Here is an 18631-nt window from a genome sequence, read left to right as displayed (position 1 = left end):
AACACCCGGGCCGTCGAGGCGGGACGACCGGAGGTCTCGGTGGGGGGAAATCCAACTCAGTCGATGCTTGCACACACGCAGGTCCGGGCAATGATGTTTCGAAAAAGTTTCGGAACCACGCTGGGCCGGCCGGCGACCGCCGACCTGGACCTGCTCGACGAGCTGAAGATGCCCGGTCAAGGCAATGTCCGCCGCCTTCTGACCTGACCGGATGGCAATCCGCGTACTCCGGTCACAGATCTTGGACAGTTTCCGTTCAGCAAGTTCAGCAAGAACGGAAACTGTCCAAGATCTCAAACGTTCGGCGGCTCAGGCCACGGCGCAGGTGACGTTGTTGACGGTGAACGCTGCCGGTTTCGGGTTGGTGCCCGTGTGGGCGCCGTTGAAGCCGAAGTTGACCGACGCCCCCGGCGCGATCGTGCCGTTGTAGGACAGGTTCGTGGCGGTGACCGCGGCCCCGGTCTGGCTGACCGTCGCCGACCAGCCCTGGCTGACGGTCTGCCCGGCGGGGAAGCTGTACCGCAGAGTCCAGCCGTTCATCGCACTGGTGCCGGTGTTGGTGATCGTCACGCTGGCGGTGAAGCCGCCGGTGCCCCAGTCGGTGGTGGCGTACCCCACCGCGCAGGCACCGCCGATCGGCGGGGCCGCGGTGGTCACCGCGACCGGCGCGGACGCCGCGGAGGTGTTGCCCGCCGCGTCCACGGCCACCACGTAGAACTGGTACGCCGTCGACGCGGTCAGCCCGGACAGGACCACCGTGCTGCCGGTCGGCGAGCCGACGAGCGCGTCGGTCGTGCCGGCCTCGCGGTAGACCCGGTACCCGGTGACCCCGATGTTGTCGGTCGACGGGGTCCAGGCCAGGGTGAGCCCGGTGGCGGTGACCGCCGAGGCGACCGGCGTGCCGGGCGTGCTCGGCGCGGTGGTGTCGGCCGATCCGGTCGGCGGTGTGGTCACGGTGAGCACCGGTGAGGCCGCCGACCTGTTGCCCGCGCCGTCGCGGGCGATGACCGCGAACTCGTACGTGTGCTCCGGCAGCAGCGTCGAGATGGTGAGCGTGGTGCCGGTGACGGGCCGGTTCAGCACCGTGTCGCCACCAACCTGGATCTCGCGGACGTCGTAGCCGGCCAGGCCGCTGCCACCACTGTCGGTGGAGGCCGCCCAGGTCAGGGTGACCGAGCGGGGCGCGAGGCCGGACGCGACAGGCTTGCCCGGGACGCTCGGCGCGGTGGTGTCCGGCACGACCGGCCCCGGCTCGTCGCCCCAGACGCGGGTGCTGCCGGAGTAGAGCGGCACCTTGCGGTTGGGCCCTGCGGTGGCCTGGTACGACGGGTCGTTCGTCGGGTCCCAGGTGCCGCCCTCCGGCACGCCGATCTTGAACTGGACCTCCATCCGGTGCGCCGACTGGCCGGCCGGGGCGATGGTGTAGCCGGTGCAGTCGACCTCCACGTACCAGATGTCGCCGCTGAACTGCTTGGCCGTGGTCGGGGACGGGCAGCCCTGGGTGTAGCCGGCGGTGACCTGCACTCCGCCGGTGCCGTCGGGCCGGAAGTAGTACCGGAACTTCCCGTCGGTCAACGCGCGGGCCGGGAACGCGGACTTGTTGTAGACCATGACCTTGAGCCCGGTGGCCCGAGGTTCGGCCTGCGCCACGGTGGTCTCCACGGTCAGCTCGTCGATGTCCGGCGTCTCGGCGACCGGGAAGTTCGCCAGCGGCGTGCCGCCGTACTCGGAGGTCAGCCGGACCAGCGCGGACGTGAAGCCGGCGTTGTAGTCGGTGGCCACCTCGTTCATCACGTAGTCCGACCGGCTGTCGCTGTACGCGTCGTTGGCCGCGGACGGGCCACCGACAAGCGCGCCGTAGAGGGTGTGCCGGGTCTGCACGGGGACGGTCTGGCTGTCCCACCAGGAGCCGTGCGCGGTGCGGTGGTGCGGGTTCTTCGGCGCGTTGGCGCCGAACCCGATGACGTAGCTGGAGTTGCGCGGGTTGTCGCCGAGCGCGTAGTTGATCTGCCGGACGGCGAAGTCGTGGTAGCGCGCCTTGCGGGTGGTGTCGGTGGTCTTGTCGCTGTAGACGAGCGCGGCGAAGGAGGTGTTCGCGGCGTAGCGCAGCGCGCCCCAGGAGTCGAGCACCGCCATCCCGCCTGGTGAATATGGAACCCGCTGCCCGTTCACGCCGACGGTCCAGTAGTCCAGCCAGCGGTTGGCGTCGTCGACGTACTTCTGCTTGCCGGTCAGGTTGGCCAGCAGCACGTACGCCCCGAACTGCTTGTTGTCCCAGGCGATGGTCCACTTGTAGGAGCGGGTGGTGGTCTGGTTCTCGGTGTTGAGCTTGTCGTACTCACTCTCGGCCCTGGCCAGGTAGCTGGCCTCGCCGGTGGCCCGGTGCAGCCAGATCGCGGCCCAGACCAGCTCGTCCTGCCAGCCGCTCCACGAGCGGTAGAAGCTCGTCGCGTCGGTGATGCACTCGTGGTAGGACTTCCGCACGGTGTCGGCGAAGGTGTAGAGCTGCCGGGCGTGACCCAGCAGCTTGTCCGCGTAGGCCGCGTCGGTGGGCCGGAACACCATCGAGGACGCGGCCATCGCGGCCGCCGTCTCCCCCGCCAGGTCCGCGCCGCCACAGCTCGCATCGATCTTGTACGCGGGCCGCGCCATCTGCATCACCTCGGCCGGACCCCACCACTTGTGGTCGTCGTCGCCCTTGCCGACCTGCCCGTAGAGGACGTTCGCCGACGGGTGCGCCTTGATGAAGTAGTCGTTGACGAAGCGCAGGTTGTTGAGCAGGTGCGGCAGTTGCCCGGAGGAGGTGTAGCCGGCGCGGTACTCGACCGCGCCCCACGCGAGCATGGTGGCGCTGAACGCCATCGGGAAACCGAACTTCACGTGGTCGCCGGCGTCGTACCAACCACCGGTGAGATCCAGGCCCGCGCTGGCGCCGTCGGTGAGGGCGCTGTCGCCGCGCCAGGAGACCCGGTTCCAGTCCGGCAACTTGCCGGACTGCTGCGCCTCGTAGAAGAGCAGCGACTTCTGCAACGCCTCGGCGTAGTTGTAGGTCGCGGCGGGCGCGGCGGCGGCGGGCCCGGACGGCGGTGCGGTCACCGCGAGAGACGCGCCGGTGAGCAGCGCGACGCCGACGGCCAGCAAGCGCCGGGGCCAAGGCTGGTCGGCGACCGGTGACCGACCGGGATGGCCGCTGGACGGCCGGGTCAGGTGGCGCATGCGGGCTCCTGTCGGAGGTGCCGCCGGCGGTCGCACCGACGCGGGACGGCGTACGGGCGGCACGACCACCGGCGACAACGAGGTGGCGGTGTGACCACGGAAGCCGTGGAAGCGCTCCCATGGATAACCGACAATGTAATGCGCCCGTCATCGATTTGTGAAGGGGTACCGTTACCGTCGCCAGATGGCGATGATCGCGCAGCTCTCCCTGGGCGCGTCCCGCGCAGCTCCCTGGGCGCGTCCGACGCCGAACGAGCGGGAGCGTTCGAGGTCGGTCAGCGCGGATGGGTCAGGGCCGCGACGGCGAGCGGGACGGTGACGGTGAGCAACCCACCGTCGCGCTCCACCGAGCTGGGCCGGTCCAGCCGCCGCAGTGTGCGCAGCATCGGGGTGTTCTCCGCCTGGACGTGCAGCACCAGCGCCGCGTAACCGGCGGCGTCGGCGTGCCGGGCCAGCCGGCGCAGCAACGCCGAGCCGAGCCCCCGCCGCTGCCAGTCGTCACGTACCAGCAGCGCCACCTCGGCCTCGTCGCCCTCGCCGAGCAGGTTCGCCATCGCCACCACCGACTCTGCCGCGCCGTCGGCACCGGTGGTCGTGGCGACGAGCGTCAACCCTCGCCCCGGCTCCAGCAGACGACGCAGTCGGGCTGGCCGCGGCAGCAGCGCCCCGCCCAGGTAACGCCGGTGCCGGCTACGCGGCGAGCACGTCTCGTGCAGCTCGACGACGCCGGACAGGTCGTGCGCGCAGCCCGGCCGGACGGCCACCTCGGCCCCGTCGGGCAGCACCAGGGTGACCTGCTCCGCGGCCCGACGCGTCACGGTGGCGGCCAACTCGACAAGGGCCTGCGCCCGGGCGTACTCCGCCGGGGTGAAGGCGGGCGCGGCCCGGCACAGCGCGAACGAGCCGCCCGCCGGGTCGGCCAACGTCATGGTGGCGCCGGTGACCCCCTGGTCGACGCCCGTCGACGCGGGTCGCCAGGTGACCGAGTCGGCGCCGAGCAGAGTCCGCAACGCCTCGCCCGTGGCGTCCGGGTCGCGCACCAGCCGGTTGGCCAGCCCGAGCACCCGGGTCGGCTGGTCGGCCAGGCCGCGCGCCTCGCTGCGCGCCACCCAGCAGTCCCGGCCCCGCCCGCGCTCGACGGCGGCGACCAGGCCCGCCTCGTCGAGCGCGTCCGGAGCGTCGACCAGGAAGTCGTCCACCGCGCCCTGCTCGGTGGGTTGCACCTGCACGGTGAGGATGTTGACCCCGCGCAGCGCGAGGCTCGCCGTGAGCACCGACAGGTAACCCGGCCGGTCGTCCACCGTCGCTCGAATCCGCCACAACGTCATGGTTGGCTCCCTTCCCACCGCAGAGCCTCGCCGCCGGCTGTTGCCGCCCGATTGCCCGGCGGTGTCGCGCCCGGGAACTCGCGGGCCGGTCAGGGGCCGGCGACCACCGGCGGCGCGCCGACCAGGTCCAGCCGGTCGCCGAGGATCACCGCACTGGCCCGGACCAGTTGGGTGAGCCGGTCGACCTCGGTGCTGTGGAAGTTGGCGGCGCAGAGGGTGTCGCTGTATTCCCGGGCGACAACGAGCACCAGGCCCGCCCGGCCGAACGGCGCGATCGCGTGGTGGGTGCCGTCGGGCGTGGTCATCGCCCGACCGCGCAGCGGGGTCACCTCCGGCAACCGCAGAGGCACCGGGGTACGCCAGCTCGCGTGCCCCACCGTCGCCCCACCGCTGCCGGTCCGGGAGGCCCAGTCGACGGGCACCACGGCGGCGACGGCCCAGTCGGCCGCCAGCAGCCCGGGGACCGCGTCGACAAGGGTGGCCAGCCCGTCGGCCGGGTTGGCCGCGACCTGGGCCAACAACTCCGCGTCCTGGCCGGTGGTGGTGGGCGCGCCGATCGCCCGCCACACGCCGTCCACCCGCACGCCCGGAATCGCCGCGAGGCCAGCCAGCAGCCGCTCCACCCGGGCGGCGCCCGGCCAGACGACGGTGAAGTCGTCCACCGCGCGTCCGCCGAGTCGTTCGAGGACCACCACCTGGACGATGTCCGCACCGGAGACGCCCAGCGTGCGGGCGACCTGGCCGAGCGTGCCCGGACGGTCCGGCAGGGTGACCCGAACTCGCAGCAACATGTCTGTCCCTCCGCTCGGCGGGCCGGCGATAAGCGGCCGGCAGGCTGCGGTACAGCCTGCCGGGTGACCATTTCGTCCCTGTTGCCGAGGCATGTCCCGAGGGGAAATTCTGACCTTGACAACGTGAGCGAGCTGCCATCAACTAGTCGGATGAGTGATCCGGCCGTGCATGCGTCGCGACCGGGCGCCGTTCCCGCCTCTCCCGCCGGGCTTGCCCTGGACCGGCTCGCCGGCTACCTCGCCGAGCACCGACCCGAGCTGGCGGTCGGGCCGCTGCGGGCCGACCTGATCGCGGGCGGCAAGTCCAACCTCACCTACCTGCTGCGCGCCGGCGACCGGGAGGTCGTGCTGCGCCGCCCTCCGCTCGGGCACGTGCTGGCGACCGCCCACGACATGGCCCGCGAGTTCCGGGTCATCTCGGCGCTGGCGCCGACCGAGGTGCCGGTCCCGGGCGCGCTGCTGCTCTGCGCCGACCCCGAGGTGATCGGCGCGCCCTTCTACCTGATGGAGCGGATGCCCGGCGAGGTGTTCCGCGCCCGCTCGCAGACCGACCCGCTCGGCGACGACCGACGCCGGGCCCTCGCCATGGCGATGATGGACACGCTCGCCGCACTGCACAGCGTCGAGCCGGCCACGGTCGGGCTCGGCGACTTCGGCCGCCCGGAGGGCTACCTGGCCCGGCAGGTCCGCCGCTGGGGCGGGCAGCTCGACCGCTCCCGCAGCCGGGAGCTGCCCGGCATCGACGAGCTGCGTGACCTGCTGGCGGCGACCGCCCCGGAGGGCGCGAACGCCGGCCGGATCGTGCACGGCGACTACCGGTTGGACAATCTCCTCGCCTCGGCCGACCCGGTGGCCGTGCACGCCGTCCTCGACTGGGAGATGGCCACCCTCGGTGACCCGCTCGCCGACCTGGGACTGCTCCTGACCTACTGGGACGTGCTCGGTGGCAGCGAGACGGCCGAGGGCAACCCGGTCGCCGACGGGCTCGGCCCGCGCGCCGGCTTCCCCACCGGCGGTGAGCTGCTCGACAGGTACGCCGGGCGCAGCGACGTGGACGTCGGGCCGCTGCACTGGCACGTGGCGCTCGGCTGTTTCAAGCTCGCGGTCATCTGCGAGGGCATCCACTACCGCCACACGCTCGGGCAGACGCTCGGCGAGGGCTTCGACCGGATCGGCGAGATGGTGGCACCGCTGGTCGCGCACGGGCTGACCGCTGCCAGGGAGCGGTGATGGACTTCTCATTCGACAGCCGGACCGAGGAGCTGCGCGACGAGCTGACCCGGTTCCTGACCGAGCACGTCTACCCGGCCGAGGCGGTGCACGCCGAGCAGGTGGCCGCCGGTGACCCGTGGTCGCGTACCCCGGTCCTGGCCGAACTGAAGGCGGAGGCCCGCAAGCGCGGCCTGTGGAACCTGTTCCTGCCCGACCCGCGCTACGGCGCCGGCCTGACCAACCTCCAGTACGCTCCGCTCGCCGAGTTGACCGGGCGCAGCCCGCACCTGGCGCCCGAGGCGGTCAACTGCGCGGCGCCGGACACCGGCAACATGGAGTTGCTTGCCGAGTTCGGCTCGGAAGAGCAGCGGCAGCGCTGGCTGATGCCGCTGTTGGAGGGCGAGATCCGCTCCGCGTTCTGCATGACCGAACCGGACGTGGCGTCCTCCGACGCCACGAACATCGCCACCCGGATCACCCGCGACGGCGACGAGTACGTGATCAACGGACGCAAGTGGTGGTCGTCCGGCGCGATGGACCCGCGCTGCGAGATCTTCATCGTGATGGGCAAGACCGACCCCGACGCCGACCGGCACCGCCAGCAGAGCATGGTGCTGGTCCCCCGGGACACCCCCGGGGTGCACGTGCGCCGGGGCATGACCGTCTTCGGCTACACCGACGGCTCACACGGCGGCCACGCCGAGATCGACTTCACCGACGTCCGGGTGCCCGCGGCTAACCTGATCGGCGCCGAGGGCACCGGTTTCGCCATCGCCCAGGCCCGGCTGGGTCCGGGCCGGATCCACCACTGCATGCGATTGATCGGAATGGCTGAACGGGCATTGGAACTGCTCTGCAAGCGGGCGCTCGGACGGGTCGCGTTCGGCCGGCCCCTCGCGGAGCAGGGCGTGGTCCGGGAGTGGATCGCCGAGTCGCGGGTGCGCATCGAGCAGGCCCGGTTGCTGGTGCTGAAGACGGCCTGGCTGATGGACACCGTCGGCAACAAGGGCGCACACACCGAGATCCAGGCCATCAAGATCGGCACCCCGGCGATGGCGGAGTGGGTGATCGACAAGGCCATCCAGGGGTACGGCGGCGCCGGCGTCAGCCAGGACACTCCGCTGGCCGCACTCTGGGCACAGACCCGCACGCTACGTCTGGCCGACGGCCCCGACGAGGTCCACCGCAACTCCCTGGCCAAGCGCGAACTCCGCCGCTGGGCCCAGTAACCCCTCCCTCGTTGATCATGAGGTTATTGCCCGCCACATCGGCGTGTCATGGCAATAACCTCATGATCAACGGAGAAACGTTAGGCGCTGGCGCGGTGGACCAGCTGGGTGTCCAGGAGGATGTGCGTGGCCGACAGGTCCTCGCCGCGGATCCGGGCCACCAGCAGGCGGGCCATCTGCCGGCCCATCTCCTCCACCGGTTGGAAGACAGTGGTCAGCGGCGGGTCCGCCCGCAGGGCGATCGTCGCGTCGTCGAAGCCGATCACCGCGACGTCCTCCGGCACCCGCCGGCCGGCCTCGCGCAGCGTCCGCAGCGCGCCGAACGCCATCAGGTCGGACGCGACGAATACCGCGTCCAGGTCCGGGCAGACGTCCAACAGTCGGCGCATGGCGCTCGCGCCGCTGCCCTCGCTGAAGTCGCCGTACGCGATCAGGTCGGGGTTGACGCCGGCCCCGGTGGCCTTCACCGCCTCGGTGTAGCCGGCCAGGCGGGCCAGGCCGACGCCCATGTCCTGGGTGCCGGCGATGGTGGCGATGCGACGTCGCCCCTGCCTCGCCAGGTACTCGACCGCCTGCCGGGCCCCGCCAACGTTGTCCACGTCGACGAACCAGGCCGGCTGGGCGCCCGGTTGGAGCATGCGGGCGGGCCGACCGCCGAGGACCGCGGGCAGGCCGCGCTCCTCCAGCAGCGTCGGCAGTGGGTCGGAATCGTGCAACGACAACAGCAGTACGCCGTCGACGTGCTGGTTGGTCAGGTGGTGCTCGACCCGCTCCCGCTCCACCGGCGACTGCGCCATGGCCAGCCAGAGCTGCATCGGCGTCTCCAGCAGGCCGGAGCTGATCCCCCGGACGATCGCGGCGAAGAACGGCTCGGTGAAGACCCGCTCACCGGACTCGGACACCACGAGCGCGACGGAGTCGGTCCGCTGGGTGACGAGCGCGCGGGCGGCTCGGTTCGGCACGTACCCCAGCTCGGCGATGGCCTGTTGAACCGCGGCCCGGGCCTCCGGACTGACCTGCGGCGAGCCGTTGACCACGCGGGAGACCGTGCCCCGACCGACACCGGCGCGCGCCGCGACCGCATCGAGGGTCGGGCGCCCGAGCGACCGGGTGCGCTGCGTTGTCATCGTCTGCTCCTCCGACGGCGGGCGGACCCGGCGCCACCTGCTAGAGGTGGACGCCAGGACCGTCCTGATGGCTGGCCCGAGCCTATTGTGCGGCCAGACCGTTGCGCCGGATCACCGAGGCGTACCACTTGGCGCTGGACTTGGGGGTGCGGACCTGGCTGTCGTAGTCGACGTGGATCATGCCGAACCGCTTGGTGTAACCCCAGGCCCATTCGAAATTATCCATCAACGACCAGGCGAAGTATCCCCGCAGGGGAACTCCGTCGTTGATCGCTTCGTGCGCGGCGCGCAGGTGGGCGTCGAAGTAGGCCAGCCGGTCGACGTCGTCGACCTGCCCGTCGACCACCGAGTCGACGAACGCGGAGCCGTTCTCGGTGACGTACAGCGGCAGGTCGGTGTAGCCGTGCACCCGACGCAGCGTCTCGGCCAGGCCCGGGGCGTCGATCTCCCAACCCATGTCGGTCACCGGGACGCCACGGGTGACGAACCGGACGTCCTCGCTGCCCGGCCAGCAGGAGGGGGCCGGGTCGGCCTCCACGCCCTCGGTCGCCGCGGCGACCACGTGCCGGCTGTAGTAGTTGACCCCGACCAGGTCCAGCGGCGTGGCGATGGTCGCCAGGTCGCCGTCGCGCACGTGGCCGAAGTCGGTCACCGTGCTCAGGTCGGCCACCAGGTCCTCCGGGTACGACCCCCGCAGCAGCGGGTCGAGGAAGAACCGGTTGGCCAACCCGTCGATCCGCCGGGCGGCGTCCACGTCCGCCGGGGCGTCGCTGGCCGGGTCGACCGGGTAGAGGTTCACCGTCACGCCCACCTCGGCGGTCGGCCGGGCCGCCCGCAGCGCCTGCACGGACAGGCCGTGACCGAGCATCAGGTGATGCCCGGCGCGCACCGCGTCCGCGCCGTCGGTGCGGCCGGGGGCGTGCACCCCGGAGCCGTAGCCGAGGAACGCCGAGCACCACGGCTCGTTCAGCGTGGTCCAGTAGCGCACCCGGTCGCCGAGGGCGTCGGCCAGCAGCGTCGTGTAGTCGGCGAACCGGGCGGCGGTGTCCCGGACCGGCCAGCCGCCGGCGTCCTCCAGGGGTTGCGGCAGGTCCCAGTGGTAGAGGGTGAGCCACGGCTCGATGCCGTTGGCCAGCAGCTCGTCGACCAGCCGCCGGTAGAAGTCCAACCCCTGCGGGTTGGCCGCGCCGACGCCGCCGGGCTGCACCCGGGACCAGGAGACCGAGAAACGGTACGACTTGAGGCCCAGCTCGGCCATCAGCGCGACGTCGCTACCGAGCCGGTGGTAGTGGTCGCACGCGACGTCGCCGGTGTGCCCGGCGACGACCCGACCGTCGGTGTGGCTGAAGGTGTCCCAGATCGACGGGGTACGGCCGTCCTCGGCCGCCGCCCCCTCGATCTGGTATGCCGCTGTCGCGGCCCCCCACAGGAATCCGGGTGGGAAGGTCAGCCCGGGACGGTCGTCGAGAACGTCGACGGCGTTGGGGCTGGCGGGGTTGCTCACGACTTGACGGCACCTTCCATGATCCCGCCGATGATCTGGCGGCCGAACACGAGAAAAACGAGCACGAGGGGGATGGTCCCGATCGCCGTGGCGGCGAACACCTGGGAGTAGTCGGTGTAGTAGGCGTACGAGAGGAAGGAGAGCGAGACCTGCAGGGTCGGGTTCTCCGGGGTGAGGATGGCGTACGGCCAGATGAACGAGTTCCAGGTCTCCATGAAGGTCAGCAGACCGAGCACGCCGGCGGCGGGGCGCAGCGCGGGCAGCACGATGCTCCAGTAGATCCGGAACGTGCTCGCCCCGTCGACCCGACCGGCCTCGATCAGCTCGTCGGAGATCGCCTGGCTGGCGTACTGCCGCATCATGAACACGCCGAAGCCGGTGACCAGGAACGGCACGGTGACCGCGTAGAGGGTGTCGTACCAGCCCAGGTCCTGCATCATGCTCCAGAGCGGGATGAGCCCCATCTGGGTCGGGATCATCATGGTGATGATGATCGTCAGCAGGAGGGCGTTGCTGCCCTTGAACCGCAGCTTGGCGAAGGCGAACCCGGCCAGCGAACCGGTGAGCACCACCGACAGGGTGACCACCGAGGAGACGATGACCGAGTTCATCATGCCGGTGAAGAAGTTGGCGGCGTCGTTGTCGAGCACCCGCTGGAAGTTGTCACCGAACGCTCCGGCGGGAGTGATCGGTGGCGGCACGTCGTTGATCTGGTCCAGGCTGCGAGTGGCGATCACGAGCATGTAGTAGAACGGGTAGATCGACAGCAGCGCCGCCAGGACGAGCGCGACGTAGGTCAGCGGACTGGTGCGCCACAGGCGCTGGGAGGCCGAGGTCATCGATCTCTCCTCACTTCGCCGAGCGGCGGACGAGTAGGAAGTTGAACAGCGACACCACGACGATGATCATGAAGATTGCCCAGGCGACCGCGGCTCCGTAACCGGCGGTGCTCAGGTTCTCGATGCCCATCTCGTACATGTACATGGCCAGCGTCTGGAACTCCCGCTGGTCGCCGCCGAGGATGTTGCCGTTGGCGAAGAGCAGGGGCTCGGTGAAGAGCTGCATGCCACCGATCGTGGAGAGGATGACCACGAAGATGAAGGTGGGCTTGAGCATCGGCAGGGTGATCTGCCAGAACTGCCGCCACGGGCCGGCGCCGTCGATCGCCGCGGCCTCGTAGAGGTCCTTCGGGATCGCCTGCATGCCGGCGAGCAGGATCAGGGTGTTGTAACCGGTCCACCGCCAGTTGACCATCGTGGAGATGGCGAACCAGGAGCTCCACCGCTGGCCGTCCCAGTCGACCGCGTCGACACCGACGAGGCTGAGCAGCCAGTTGAACAGGCCGAACTCCCGCTGGAACAGCATCCCGAAGACGATCGCGACCGCGGCCACCGACACCACGTTCGGCACGAAGATGGCCATCCGGAAGAAGGTCTTGGCGCGCAGGAAGGTCCGGTTGAGCAGGTTCGCCAGGAAGAGGGCGAGCAACAGTTGCGGGATTGTCGACAGGGCGAAGATGCCCAACGTGTTGACCAGCGCGTTCCAGAAGTACTCGTCGGACACCAGCCGGGTGTAGTTGTCGAAGCCGATGAACGTGTGGTCGCCGATCATGTCCCAGTCGTGCAGGGACATCCAGACGGTACGCAGCATCGGGTACAGCCCGAACACACCGAAGATCAGGAAGAACGGGGCGATGTAGAGGTACGGCGAGTACTTGACGTCGAGGCGATTGAAAAGCCTTGCCCGGCTACGTCGGGAAGAGACGTCGGGAGAAGGCGGTGCTGCTGGCGACGGCGGTGCCGTCGTGGCCGACAGGCTCATGCGAATTTCCTTTTCCGGCGAGGCCCGGGGGCCCTCGCGCAGGGCGCTACGCGGAGGGGACCGGCCGGTGGCGTCCGGGAACCCCCGAACGCCACCGGCAGGGAATCACTCACTCAGAAGGCGCCCTGAGTCTTGGCGTCCTTCGTGAACTGCTCCCAGGCCTTCGCCTTGTCGGCCCGCCCGTTCTCGAACGCCCGCAGGGCCGGCTCGAACGCGTTCTCCTTCACCGCCTGGTGCTTCGGACCCAGGTAGGTCGGCTGGATCTTGGCGACGCTCTCCCCGAAGATCTTGCCGGTCGGCGCGTTGCTGAAGTACTCGTTGGTGTAGCTGAGGAACGCGTCGTTCTTCAGCGCCTCCAGGTTGGTGGGCAGCGGGCCCTTGAGCTTGAAGGCGTCCACCTGGCTCTTCGCGTTGGTCAGGTACTCGGCGAGCTTCGCCGCCTCCTTCGGGTACTTGCTCTGCTCCGGAACCGCGAGCCACGAGCCGCCCCAGTTACCGCCGCCACCCGGCACGGCCGCGACGTCCCACTTGCCCTTGTTGGCCGCACCCGAGTTGTCCGACACGATGCCGAGCATCCAGGACGGGCAGAAGGTGGTGGCGAAGGTGCCCTGCTTGAAGCCACCCGACCACTCCGGCGACCAGGTCTGCACCTTGGCGGAGATGTCCGCCATCGAGGTGGCGGTGTCCCAGGCGTTCTTCACCGCGGGGCTGGTGTCCGCGATGATGTTGTTTTCCTTGTCGTAGAACAGATCACCGTTGCCCTGGAACATCACACCGTTGGAGACGGCGGTGATCGAGTCGACGAACGCCTTGCCGGTGGCCTGCTTGTACTTCAGACCGGCGTCGTGGTAGCCCTTCCAGTCCGACCAGAGCGCCGACACCTGGTCGCGCTCGGTGGGCAGGCCGGCCGCCTGGAACAGGTCCTTGCGGTAGCAGACGGCGAGGCTGCCGACGTCGGTCGGCAGGCCGACCAGCCGACCGTCCTGCGCCTTGCCCAGCTCCCACTTCCAGGGCAGGTACTCCTTGGAGTGGTCGGCGATCAAGGGGTTGAGGTCGGCCCAGTTCTTCGGGTTGGTCTTGAACTCGTTGAGGATGCCCTCTTCCAGGGCGGTGACGTCCGCCGCGCCCTTGCCGGTGGCCAGGTAGCGGACCAGCTTCGGCCGGTACTCGCTGAGCTGCGCGGTCTTGCGCAGCTCGACCTTGATGCCGGTGTCCTTCTCGTACTGCTTGACGAGCTCGTCGTAGCCGAACTCGCTGAACGTGTCGACGACCAGCTTGGTCGGCTTCTCGCCGGCCGCCGGCTTGTCGTCGTCGTTGCCACAGGCTGCGAGACCGCTGACCGCGGTGATCGCGGCCAGGGCAGCGGCCGCCAGGCGGGTACGCCGCGTGGTGACACTCATTCGCTGACCCCTCTTTCCGGGTGGTGAGGCTGATGTGTGGTGGGGGGTGCTCATCGCGCCACGCCAGGGTGTGTGAGTGACCCGTGCCACCTCCGGGAGCGCTCCCATGAGATTGCCGACAGGTAACGGGGGTGTCAATAGGGTGTTGGGAGCGTTCCCAGATCGTTACCGCTCCGCCGAGCCCGAATTCACGCCTCGGCCTGCGTCGATTTCAGCAGAAGCGGCGGAGCAGGGTGGTGGTCCGATCCGGGTCAAAACGGGACGGGTCAAATGTGGACCCGACCCAGTCGCGCAGCGTCGCGTGCCGGGGATCGACCGGGCCGGCCGCGTCGCCGTCGTCGGCCAACGCGACCAGGAGCGCCTGGTAGCCCGGCGGCCCGCCGACACCCTCCGGCGGGCAGGCCCGCTCACCGTCCAGACAGACCGGGTACCGCTCGTCGGGGTCCGCGGTCAGCGCGTCCTCCACGACCAGGTCGTGCTCCCACCAGTCGCCGAAGTCGTAGGTGTAGGAGAACCTGCTGCCCTTGCCGAGCACCGCGTCCAACCGCACGTCCATCTCGTCGTGCAGCGCCAGCTCCCCGTCCGGGTCGGGCTCGCCGTACGGCATGGCGTCGATCTCGAACGAGTGCAGGTGGCAGTCGCGCCACCCCATCGCGTGCTGCACCACCCGGTGCAGCCGGTCCAGCGTGTAGCCGGCCGGCACGAGCACCCGTCGCCACACCGGCGGTCGGACGCCGGCGAGGGACATCTTCAGCTGGAAGATCTGACGCGGCATCCTGTCCTGTCCTCCCGCGGCTTAGGCTGCGAGCATGATCTGCCGAGCGTGCCGGGCCCGGCGGCACGACGACTGCCCGGGCCGGAACTGGTGCGACTGTCAGCACCGTACCGCCGAACCGACCCCTCCGGTCACCGGTCCGGCCGGCGAATGACCGTCGGAATTCCGATCCGACGGCTCTGGCCCGAGCCGTCGACGCAGCCACTCGACGACACCGCGCTGACCGCCCTCTACCACCGGGCGGACGAGCCCCGCCTGCGGGTCAACTTCGTCACCAGCCTGGACGGCGCGGTCAGCGTGGACGACTACTCCGCCGGGCTCTCCGGCCAGCCGGACAAGCGGGTGTTCGGGCTGCTGCGGATGCTCTGCGACGCGCTGGTGGTGGCCGCGGGCACGCTGCGCCACGAGGGATACCGCGCGGTCCGCCTCGACGAGCGGCGCCGCGCCTGGCGTCGCGACCACGGGCTGGCCGACTACCCCACGCTCGTGGTCGTCTCCGGCTCGCTGGACCTGGATCCGGCGCAGGCCGCCTTCGCCGACGCGCCGACCCGACCGATCGTGCTCACCCACGCCGACGCCGAGCCGCCGCCCGGCCTGACCGACGTCGCCGACCTGCTGCGCCACGGCACCGAGCGGGTCGACCTGGCCGGCGGCCTCACCGAACTGCACCGACGCGGGCTGACCCAACTGCTCTGCGAGGGTGGCCCGCACCTGTTCGGCGCGCTCACCGCCGCCGATCTGGTGGACGAGTTGTGCCTGACCGTCTCGCCCCTGCTCGCGGGGCCGGGGTCGGGCCGGATCACCGCCGGCGACACCGCGCCGCCCCGGCACCTGCCGTTGCGCCACGTGTTGGCCGCCGAGGACGGCGTCCTCATGCTCCGCCACGCCCGCCCGTGACCTGTCGACTCCGCGCGGATCAGCCCGTGAGCACGGCACCGGGCGCCCACACGATCCGGTACCGCCGGCCGTCCGCCATGGTGGCCCACACCTGCACGTCGTCGTACGGTTCGTCGGCGACCACCTCGACCACCGCGCCGTGCGGCGCCGCGCCGACCGGTTTGCGCACCCCGTCGGCGACCACCTCGATCGTGCGGCCCTCGGGCGCCTGCGCCAGGACGACGAGCCGGTCGCCCGCGCGGTAGGCGATCGCCAACCCCAGCCCGCCACCCGTGGACCGGACCTCCGCGCAGACCTGGTCACCATCGAGGCAGGCCTGGTCGTACGAGAGATAGTCAAGTGCCCGGCGCGGGTCGCCGCCATCGGGCGCGATCCACACCTCGGCCGCCTGTCCCCCCGCCGTCGACCCCTCCGCCCGCGCGCTACGGCGCAGCACCACGAGCGTCTCCGTGCCGGCCCGACCCACCGCGACCACTCGCTCCGCCGTGGCGGGCGTGCCGTCGGCGCCGACGATCCCGGCCAGGACCCCGGGCTCGACACGGGGGTCCACGACGCTGGTCCCCGCACCGCTGCCCCGGCCGGCCGGCCGGTTCGCCGTCACCAGCGGAGTCGCCAGCGCCACCAGGACGACAAGCGCGCCCCCGCCGAGCAGGAGCCGTCGCCGTCGCCGGTGCCGGCTGCCGGCGACGACCCGGGTGGTGAAGCCCGCTGGCAACTCGACGGCGGCGACGGCGCGATCGAGCAGTTCGGCGACCTCGTGATCACGCATGCTTCCCCTCCGCGACGTCGACCGGGATCGCGCCGGCGCCTTCCAGAACAGCCCGGAGTCGGCGCAGGCCACGGGACGCCTGGCTCTTCACCGACCCGGCGGAGCAGCCCAACTCGGCAGCCGTCTCCGCCTCGGTGCAACCGAGCCAGTACCGGAGCACGACGACGGCCCGCATCCGGGGTGGGAGTTGACGCAGCGCGTCCAGCAGCAGTTCGCGATCGTCCACCCGACCCGACTCGTCCGGGTGAGCAAGGTCGTCCGGCAGCTCGGCGACCCGCCGTCGACTCCAGGGTGAGCGCCAGCGGCTGATCAGGCGATTGGTCATGGCGCGGCGCAGGTAGGCCTCCGGCTGCCGCTCGCGCACCACCCGCCAGCGCGGGTACGCCTGCACCAGGACCTCCTGCAACAGGTCCTCGGCGTCCGCTCGTTGTCCGGTGATCAGAACGGCGAACCGCAGGAGCCGAGGACCACTCGTCGAAACGAAGACGTCGAAGTCGTCACTCATGCGGGCCCCATGTCTGGATAACGCAGCCGCCAGCCCCGAGGTTGAGTGTCAGGCATCGGCGCCGTACCCGAAAAGGTCGCGCGCGGCGGGGATGCGGCGGATGGGTGAAGGGACAGCCCGGGGCCACGCGGACCGCCACACCGTGTTCCCGGTCGAGCACCCAGCGTCAGCAGCGTGCCGGACCAGGGTGTCGTCCGACGCGTCGCGTGGCGAGCTGTCGTACTCCTCGGGCAGGATGCACAGCATGGTTCCCGACCGTGCTGTCCGACCGACCCGAGCCGCCCGATGACCGACGCCGACCTCGACAGTCCTGGCGAGGCGGTCGGGCGGGTGCTGGGCACCGCCGACGCCACCCCGTTGCAGTTCTGGACGGCCGTGGCGCCCGGCAGTTATCTCCAGCTCGACGACGTGGTGGTCACCCGGCGCGAGTTGCCCAACCGGGAGCCGGTGACGATCGCCGGCGTCGTCACCCAGGTCCGCGCTCGGCACGAGGGCGCCCAGTTCGACTCCGACGTGTTCGCCATCGCGGACGGCACGCTGCCCGCGCAGGTGCAGGAGGCGGCCGAGATAACCACGACGCGTGTCGATCCGGAGCTGTACGTGCCGCCGACCCCGGGCGCGGTGGTGCACCGGGCCGAGGGTGACGCCCGGGCGCGGGCGCTGCACTTCGACCGGATGGAGCGGCGCATCCCGATGGGGATGGGTCGCGACGGCGTCCCGGTCTACCTCAACGCCGACTTCCTCGACGGCAGCCGGGGCGCGCACGTCTCCATCTCCGGCATCTCCGGGGTGGCCACCAAGACCAGCTTCGCGACCTTCCTGCTCTACTCGGTCTTCCGCTCCGGCGTGCTGGGCGGCGACGCGGTCAACGCCAAGGCGCTGATCTTCAACGTCAAGGGCGAGGATCTGCTCTTCCTCGACCACCCCAACACCCGTCTCGACGAGCCGACCCGCGCGGCGTACGCGAAGCTCGGGTTGAGTGCCGGCGCCTTCCCCGACGTGCGGGTGTACGCCCCGCCCCGCGTCGGTGACGCGGCCGGCACGCCGGATGTGAGCAGCCGCCTCACCGGGGTGGACTCGTTCTACTGGACGCTCAGCGAGTTCTGCGCCGACCGCCTGCTGCCCTACGTCTTCGCCGATGCCGACGACGAGCGCCAGCAGTACACGATGGTGGTCCACTCGGTGGCCGCGCACCTGGCGCGTTACGCCCAGCCGGCCGACGGCGGGGTGAGCATCGACGGGGTGCGGCTCGGCTCCTACGGCGACCTGGTGGACCACATCGTCGAGGCGCTCAACGACGACGAGACCCGCTCCGACTGGGCGGGCAGCGCGGTCGGTCTGGGCACCGTCAACGCGTTCGCCCGACGGCTGATCGGCAGCAAGAAGGACCTGGCCCGGCTGATCCGTGGCGACCTGGCCACCCGCCGCCCCCACTCGATCAACACCAGCGAGTCGGCCCAGGTCACGGTGGTCGACCTGCACAACCTTCCGGACCGCGCCCAGCGGTTCGTGGTGGGTGTGACGCTCAAGAGCGAGTTCGAGCGCAAGGAGAAGTCCGGCACCGCCAAGCCGCTGCTCTTCGTCGTCCTCGACGAGCTCAACAAGTACGCGCCCCGGGAGGGCTCCTCCCCGATCAAGGAGGTCCTGCTCGACATCGCCGAGCGGGGCCGCTCGCTCGGGGTGATCCTGATCGGCGCGCAGCAGACGGCGAGTGAGGTGGAGCGACGCATCGTCACCAACTCGGCGATCCGGGTGGTCGGCCGGCTCGACCCGGCCGAGGCGTCCCGCCCGGAGTACGGCTTCCTCCCGCCGGCGCAGCGGCAGCGGGCGCTGCTGGCCAAGCCGGGCACGATGTTCGTCAACCAGCCGGACATCCCGGTGCCGCTCTGCCTGGAGTTCCCGTTCCCGGCCTGGGCGACCCGGGTCTCCGAGGCGGGCCGGGCGCCATCGGAGACGCTGCGCTCGATCACCGGGTCCGCCGACCCGTTCGCCGTGGTGGGCTCCGGCGGCGGCAGCACCGACGACGACATCCCGTTCTAGGTAGGGGCCGGCACAGC

At 70.8% G+C, this 18631-nt stretch carries 15 protein-coding genes; 4 read left to right on the top strand and 11 right to left on the bottom strand.

The features are described 5' to 3' along the window. Nucleotides 1-309: 309 nt before the first annotated feature. From ACLQ29_RS18710 to ACLQ29_RS18700, 3 genes are all read right to left on the bottom strand, one after another. Nucleotides 310-3216 (bottom strand): glycoside hydrolase family 9 protein, encoded by a 2907-nt coding sequence (locus tag ACLQ29_RS18710; protein WP_425772786.1) that lies wholly within the window; start codon nucleotides 3214-3216, stop codon nucleotides 310-312. Between the two features lie 275 nt (nucleotides 3217-3491). Further along, nucleotides 3492-4544, bottom strand: a complete 1053-nt coding sequence (locus ACLQ29_RS18705) for a GNAT family N-acetyltransferase (RefSeq protein ID WP_425772785.1) — start codon at nucleotides 4542-4544, stop codon at nucleotides 3492-3494. Between the two features lie 89 nt (nucleotides 4545-4633). Continuing rightward, nucleotides 4634-5335 (bottom strand): amino acid-binding protein, encoded by a 702-nt coding sequence (locus ACLQ29_RS18700; RefSeq protein WP_425759312.1) that lies wholly within the window; start codon nucleotides 5333-5335, stop codon nucleotides 4634-4636. Nucleotides 5336-5485: 150 nt separating this feature from the next. Here ACLQ29_RS18700 and ACLQ29_RS18695 point away from each other — a divergent pair, with 150 nt between their 5' ends. Both ACLQ29_RS18695 and ACLQ29_RS18690 read left to right on the top strand, forming a co-directional pair. Continuing rightward, a complete protein-coding gene (locus ACLQ29_RS18695; protein WP_425772784.1) occupies nucleotides 5486-6565 on the top strand; it encodes a phosphotransferase family protein in 1080 nt (359 codons plus the stop codon). After that, the gene (locus ACLQ29_RS18690; RefSeq protein WP_425772783.1) at nucleotides 6565-7776 is read left to right on the top strand and encodes an acyl-CoA dehydrogenase family protein; all 1212 of its coding nucleotides are present in this window, start codon (nucleotides 6565-6567) and stop codon (nucleotides 7774-7776) included. The genes ACLQ29_RS18695 and ACLQ29_RS18690 overlap by 1 nt, the downstream gene beginning before the upstream one ends. 80 nt (nucleotides 7777-7856) lie before the next feature. Here ACLQ29_RS18690 and ACLQ29_RS18685 read toward each other — a convergent pair whose 3' ends face one another. The 6 genes from ACLQ29_RS18685 to ACLQ29_RS18660 form a co-directional block, all read right to left on the bottom strand. Then, nucleotides 7857-8903, bottom strand: a complete 1047-nt coding sequence (locus ACLQ29_RS18685; protein ID WP_425759309.1) for a LacI family DNA-binding transcriptional regulator — start codon at nucleotides 8901-8903, stop codon at nucleotides 7857-7859. An 82-nt stretch (nucleotides 8904-8985) separates the two neighbouring features. After that, the gene (locus ACLQ29_RS18680) at nucleotides 8986-10407 is read right to left on the bottom strand and encodes a GH1 family beta-glucosidase (protein WP_425772782.1); all 1422 of its coding nucleotides are present in this window, start codon (nucleotides 10405-10407) and stop codon (nucleotides 8986-8988) included. Continuing rightward, nucleotides 10404-11246: a carbohydrate ABC transporter permease gene (locus ACLQ29_RS18675; protein ID WP_425772781.1), complete on the bottom strand. Its 843-nt coding sequence runs from the start codon at nucleotides 11244-11246 to the stop codon at nucleotides 10404-10406. The genes ACLQ29_RS18680 and ACLQ29_RS18675 overlap by 4 nt, the downstream gene beginning before the upstream one ends. 10 nt (nucleotides 11247-11256) lie before the next feature. Then, the gene (locus ACLQ29_RS18670; protein WP_425772780.1) at nucleotides 11257-12228 is read right to left on the bottom strand and encodes a carbohydrate ABC transporter permease; all 972 of its coding nucleotides are present in this window, start codon (nucleotides 12226-12228) and stop codon (nucleotides 11257-11259) included. Nucleotides 12229-12341: 113 nt separating this feature from the next. Next, entirely contained in the window at nucleotides 12342-13628 is a 1287-nt protein-coding gene (locus ACLQ29_RS18665; RefSeq protein ID WP_425772779.1) for an ABC transporter substrate-binding protein, read from the bottom strand. A gap of 211 nt (nucleotides 13629-13839) precedes the next feature. After that, complete coding sequence (locus ACLQ29_RS18660; RefSeq protein ID WP_425772778.1) at nucleotides 13840-14403, bottom strand: plasmid pRiA4b ORF-3 family protein; 564 nt, start codon at nucleotides 14401-14403, stop codon at nucleotides 13840-13842. A 150-nt stretch (nucleotides 14404-14553) separates the two neighbouring features. Between ACLQ29_RS18660 and ACLQ29_RS18655 the strand changes: the two genes are divergently transcribed. Further along, on the top strand, nucleotides 14554-15300 hold the full coding sequence (locus ACLQ29_RS18655; RefSeq protein ID WP_425772777.1) for a pyrimidine reductase family protein: 747 nt from the start codon (nucleotides 14554-14556) through the stop codon (nucleotides 15298-15300). 19 nt (nucleotides 15301-15319) lie between these two features. On the opposite strand, the gene ACLQ29_RS18650 is transcribed toward ACLQ29_RS18655, so the two are convergent. Together ACLQ29_RS18650 and ACLQ29_RS18645 are read right to left on the bottom strand one after the other, a co-directional pair. After that, complete coding sequence (locus ACLQ29_RS18650; RefSeq protein WP_425772776.1) at nucleotides 15320-16069, bottom strand: hypothetical protein; 750 nt, start codon at nucleotides 16067-16069, stop codon at nucleotides 15320-15322. Then, nucleotides 16062-16574: a SigE family RNA polymerase sigma factor gene (locus ACLQ29_RS18645; RefSeq protein ID WP_425772775.1), complete on the bottom strand. Its 513-nt coding sequence runs from the start codon at nucleotides 16572-16574 to the stop codon at nucleotides 16062-16064. Before ACLQ29_RS18645 ends, ACLQ29_RS18650 begins: the two co-directional genes overlap by 8 nt. A gap of 285 nt (nucleotides 16575-16859) precedes the next feature. On the opposite strand from ACLQ29_RS18645, the gene ACLQ29_RS18640 reads away from it, so the two are divergent. Then, nucleotides 16860-18614 (top strand): ATP-binding protein, encoded by a 1755-nt coding sequence (locus tag ACLQ29_RS18640; protein ID WP_425772774.1) that lies wholly within the window; start codon nucleotides 16860-16862, stop codon nucleotides 18612-18614. The last annotated feature ends 17 nt before the right edge of the window (nucleotides 18615-18631 follow it).

It is taken from the genome of Micromonospora sp. DT228 (assembly GCF_049841595.1).
In the GTDB taxonomy this organism is placed as follows: domain Bacteria; phylum Actinomycetota; class Actinomycetes; order Mycobacteriales; family Micromonosporaceae; genus Micromonospora.
Note: the sequence above shows the minus strand (reverse complement) of the source record. Positions and strands in the feature narration are given on the sequence as shown.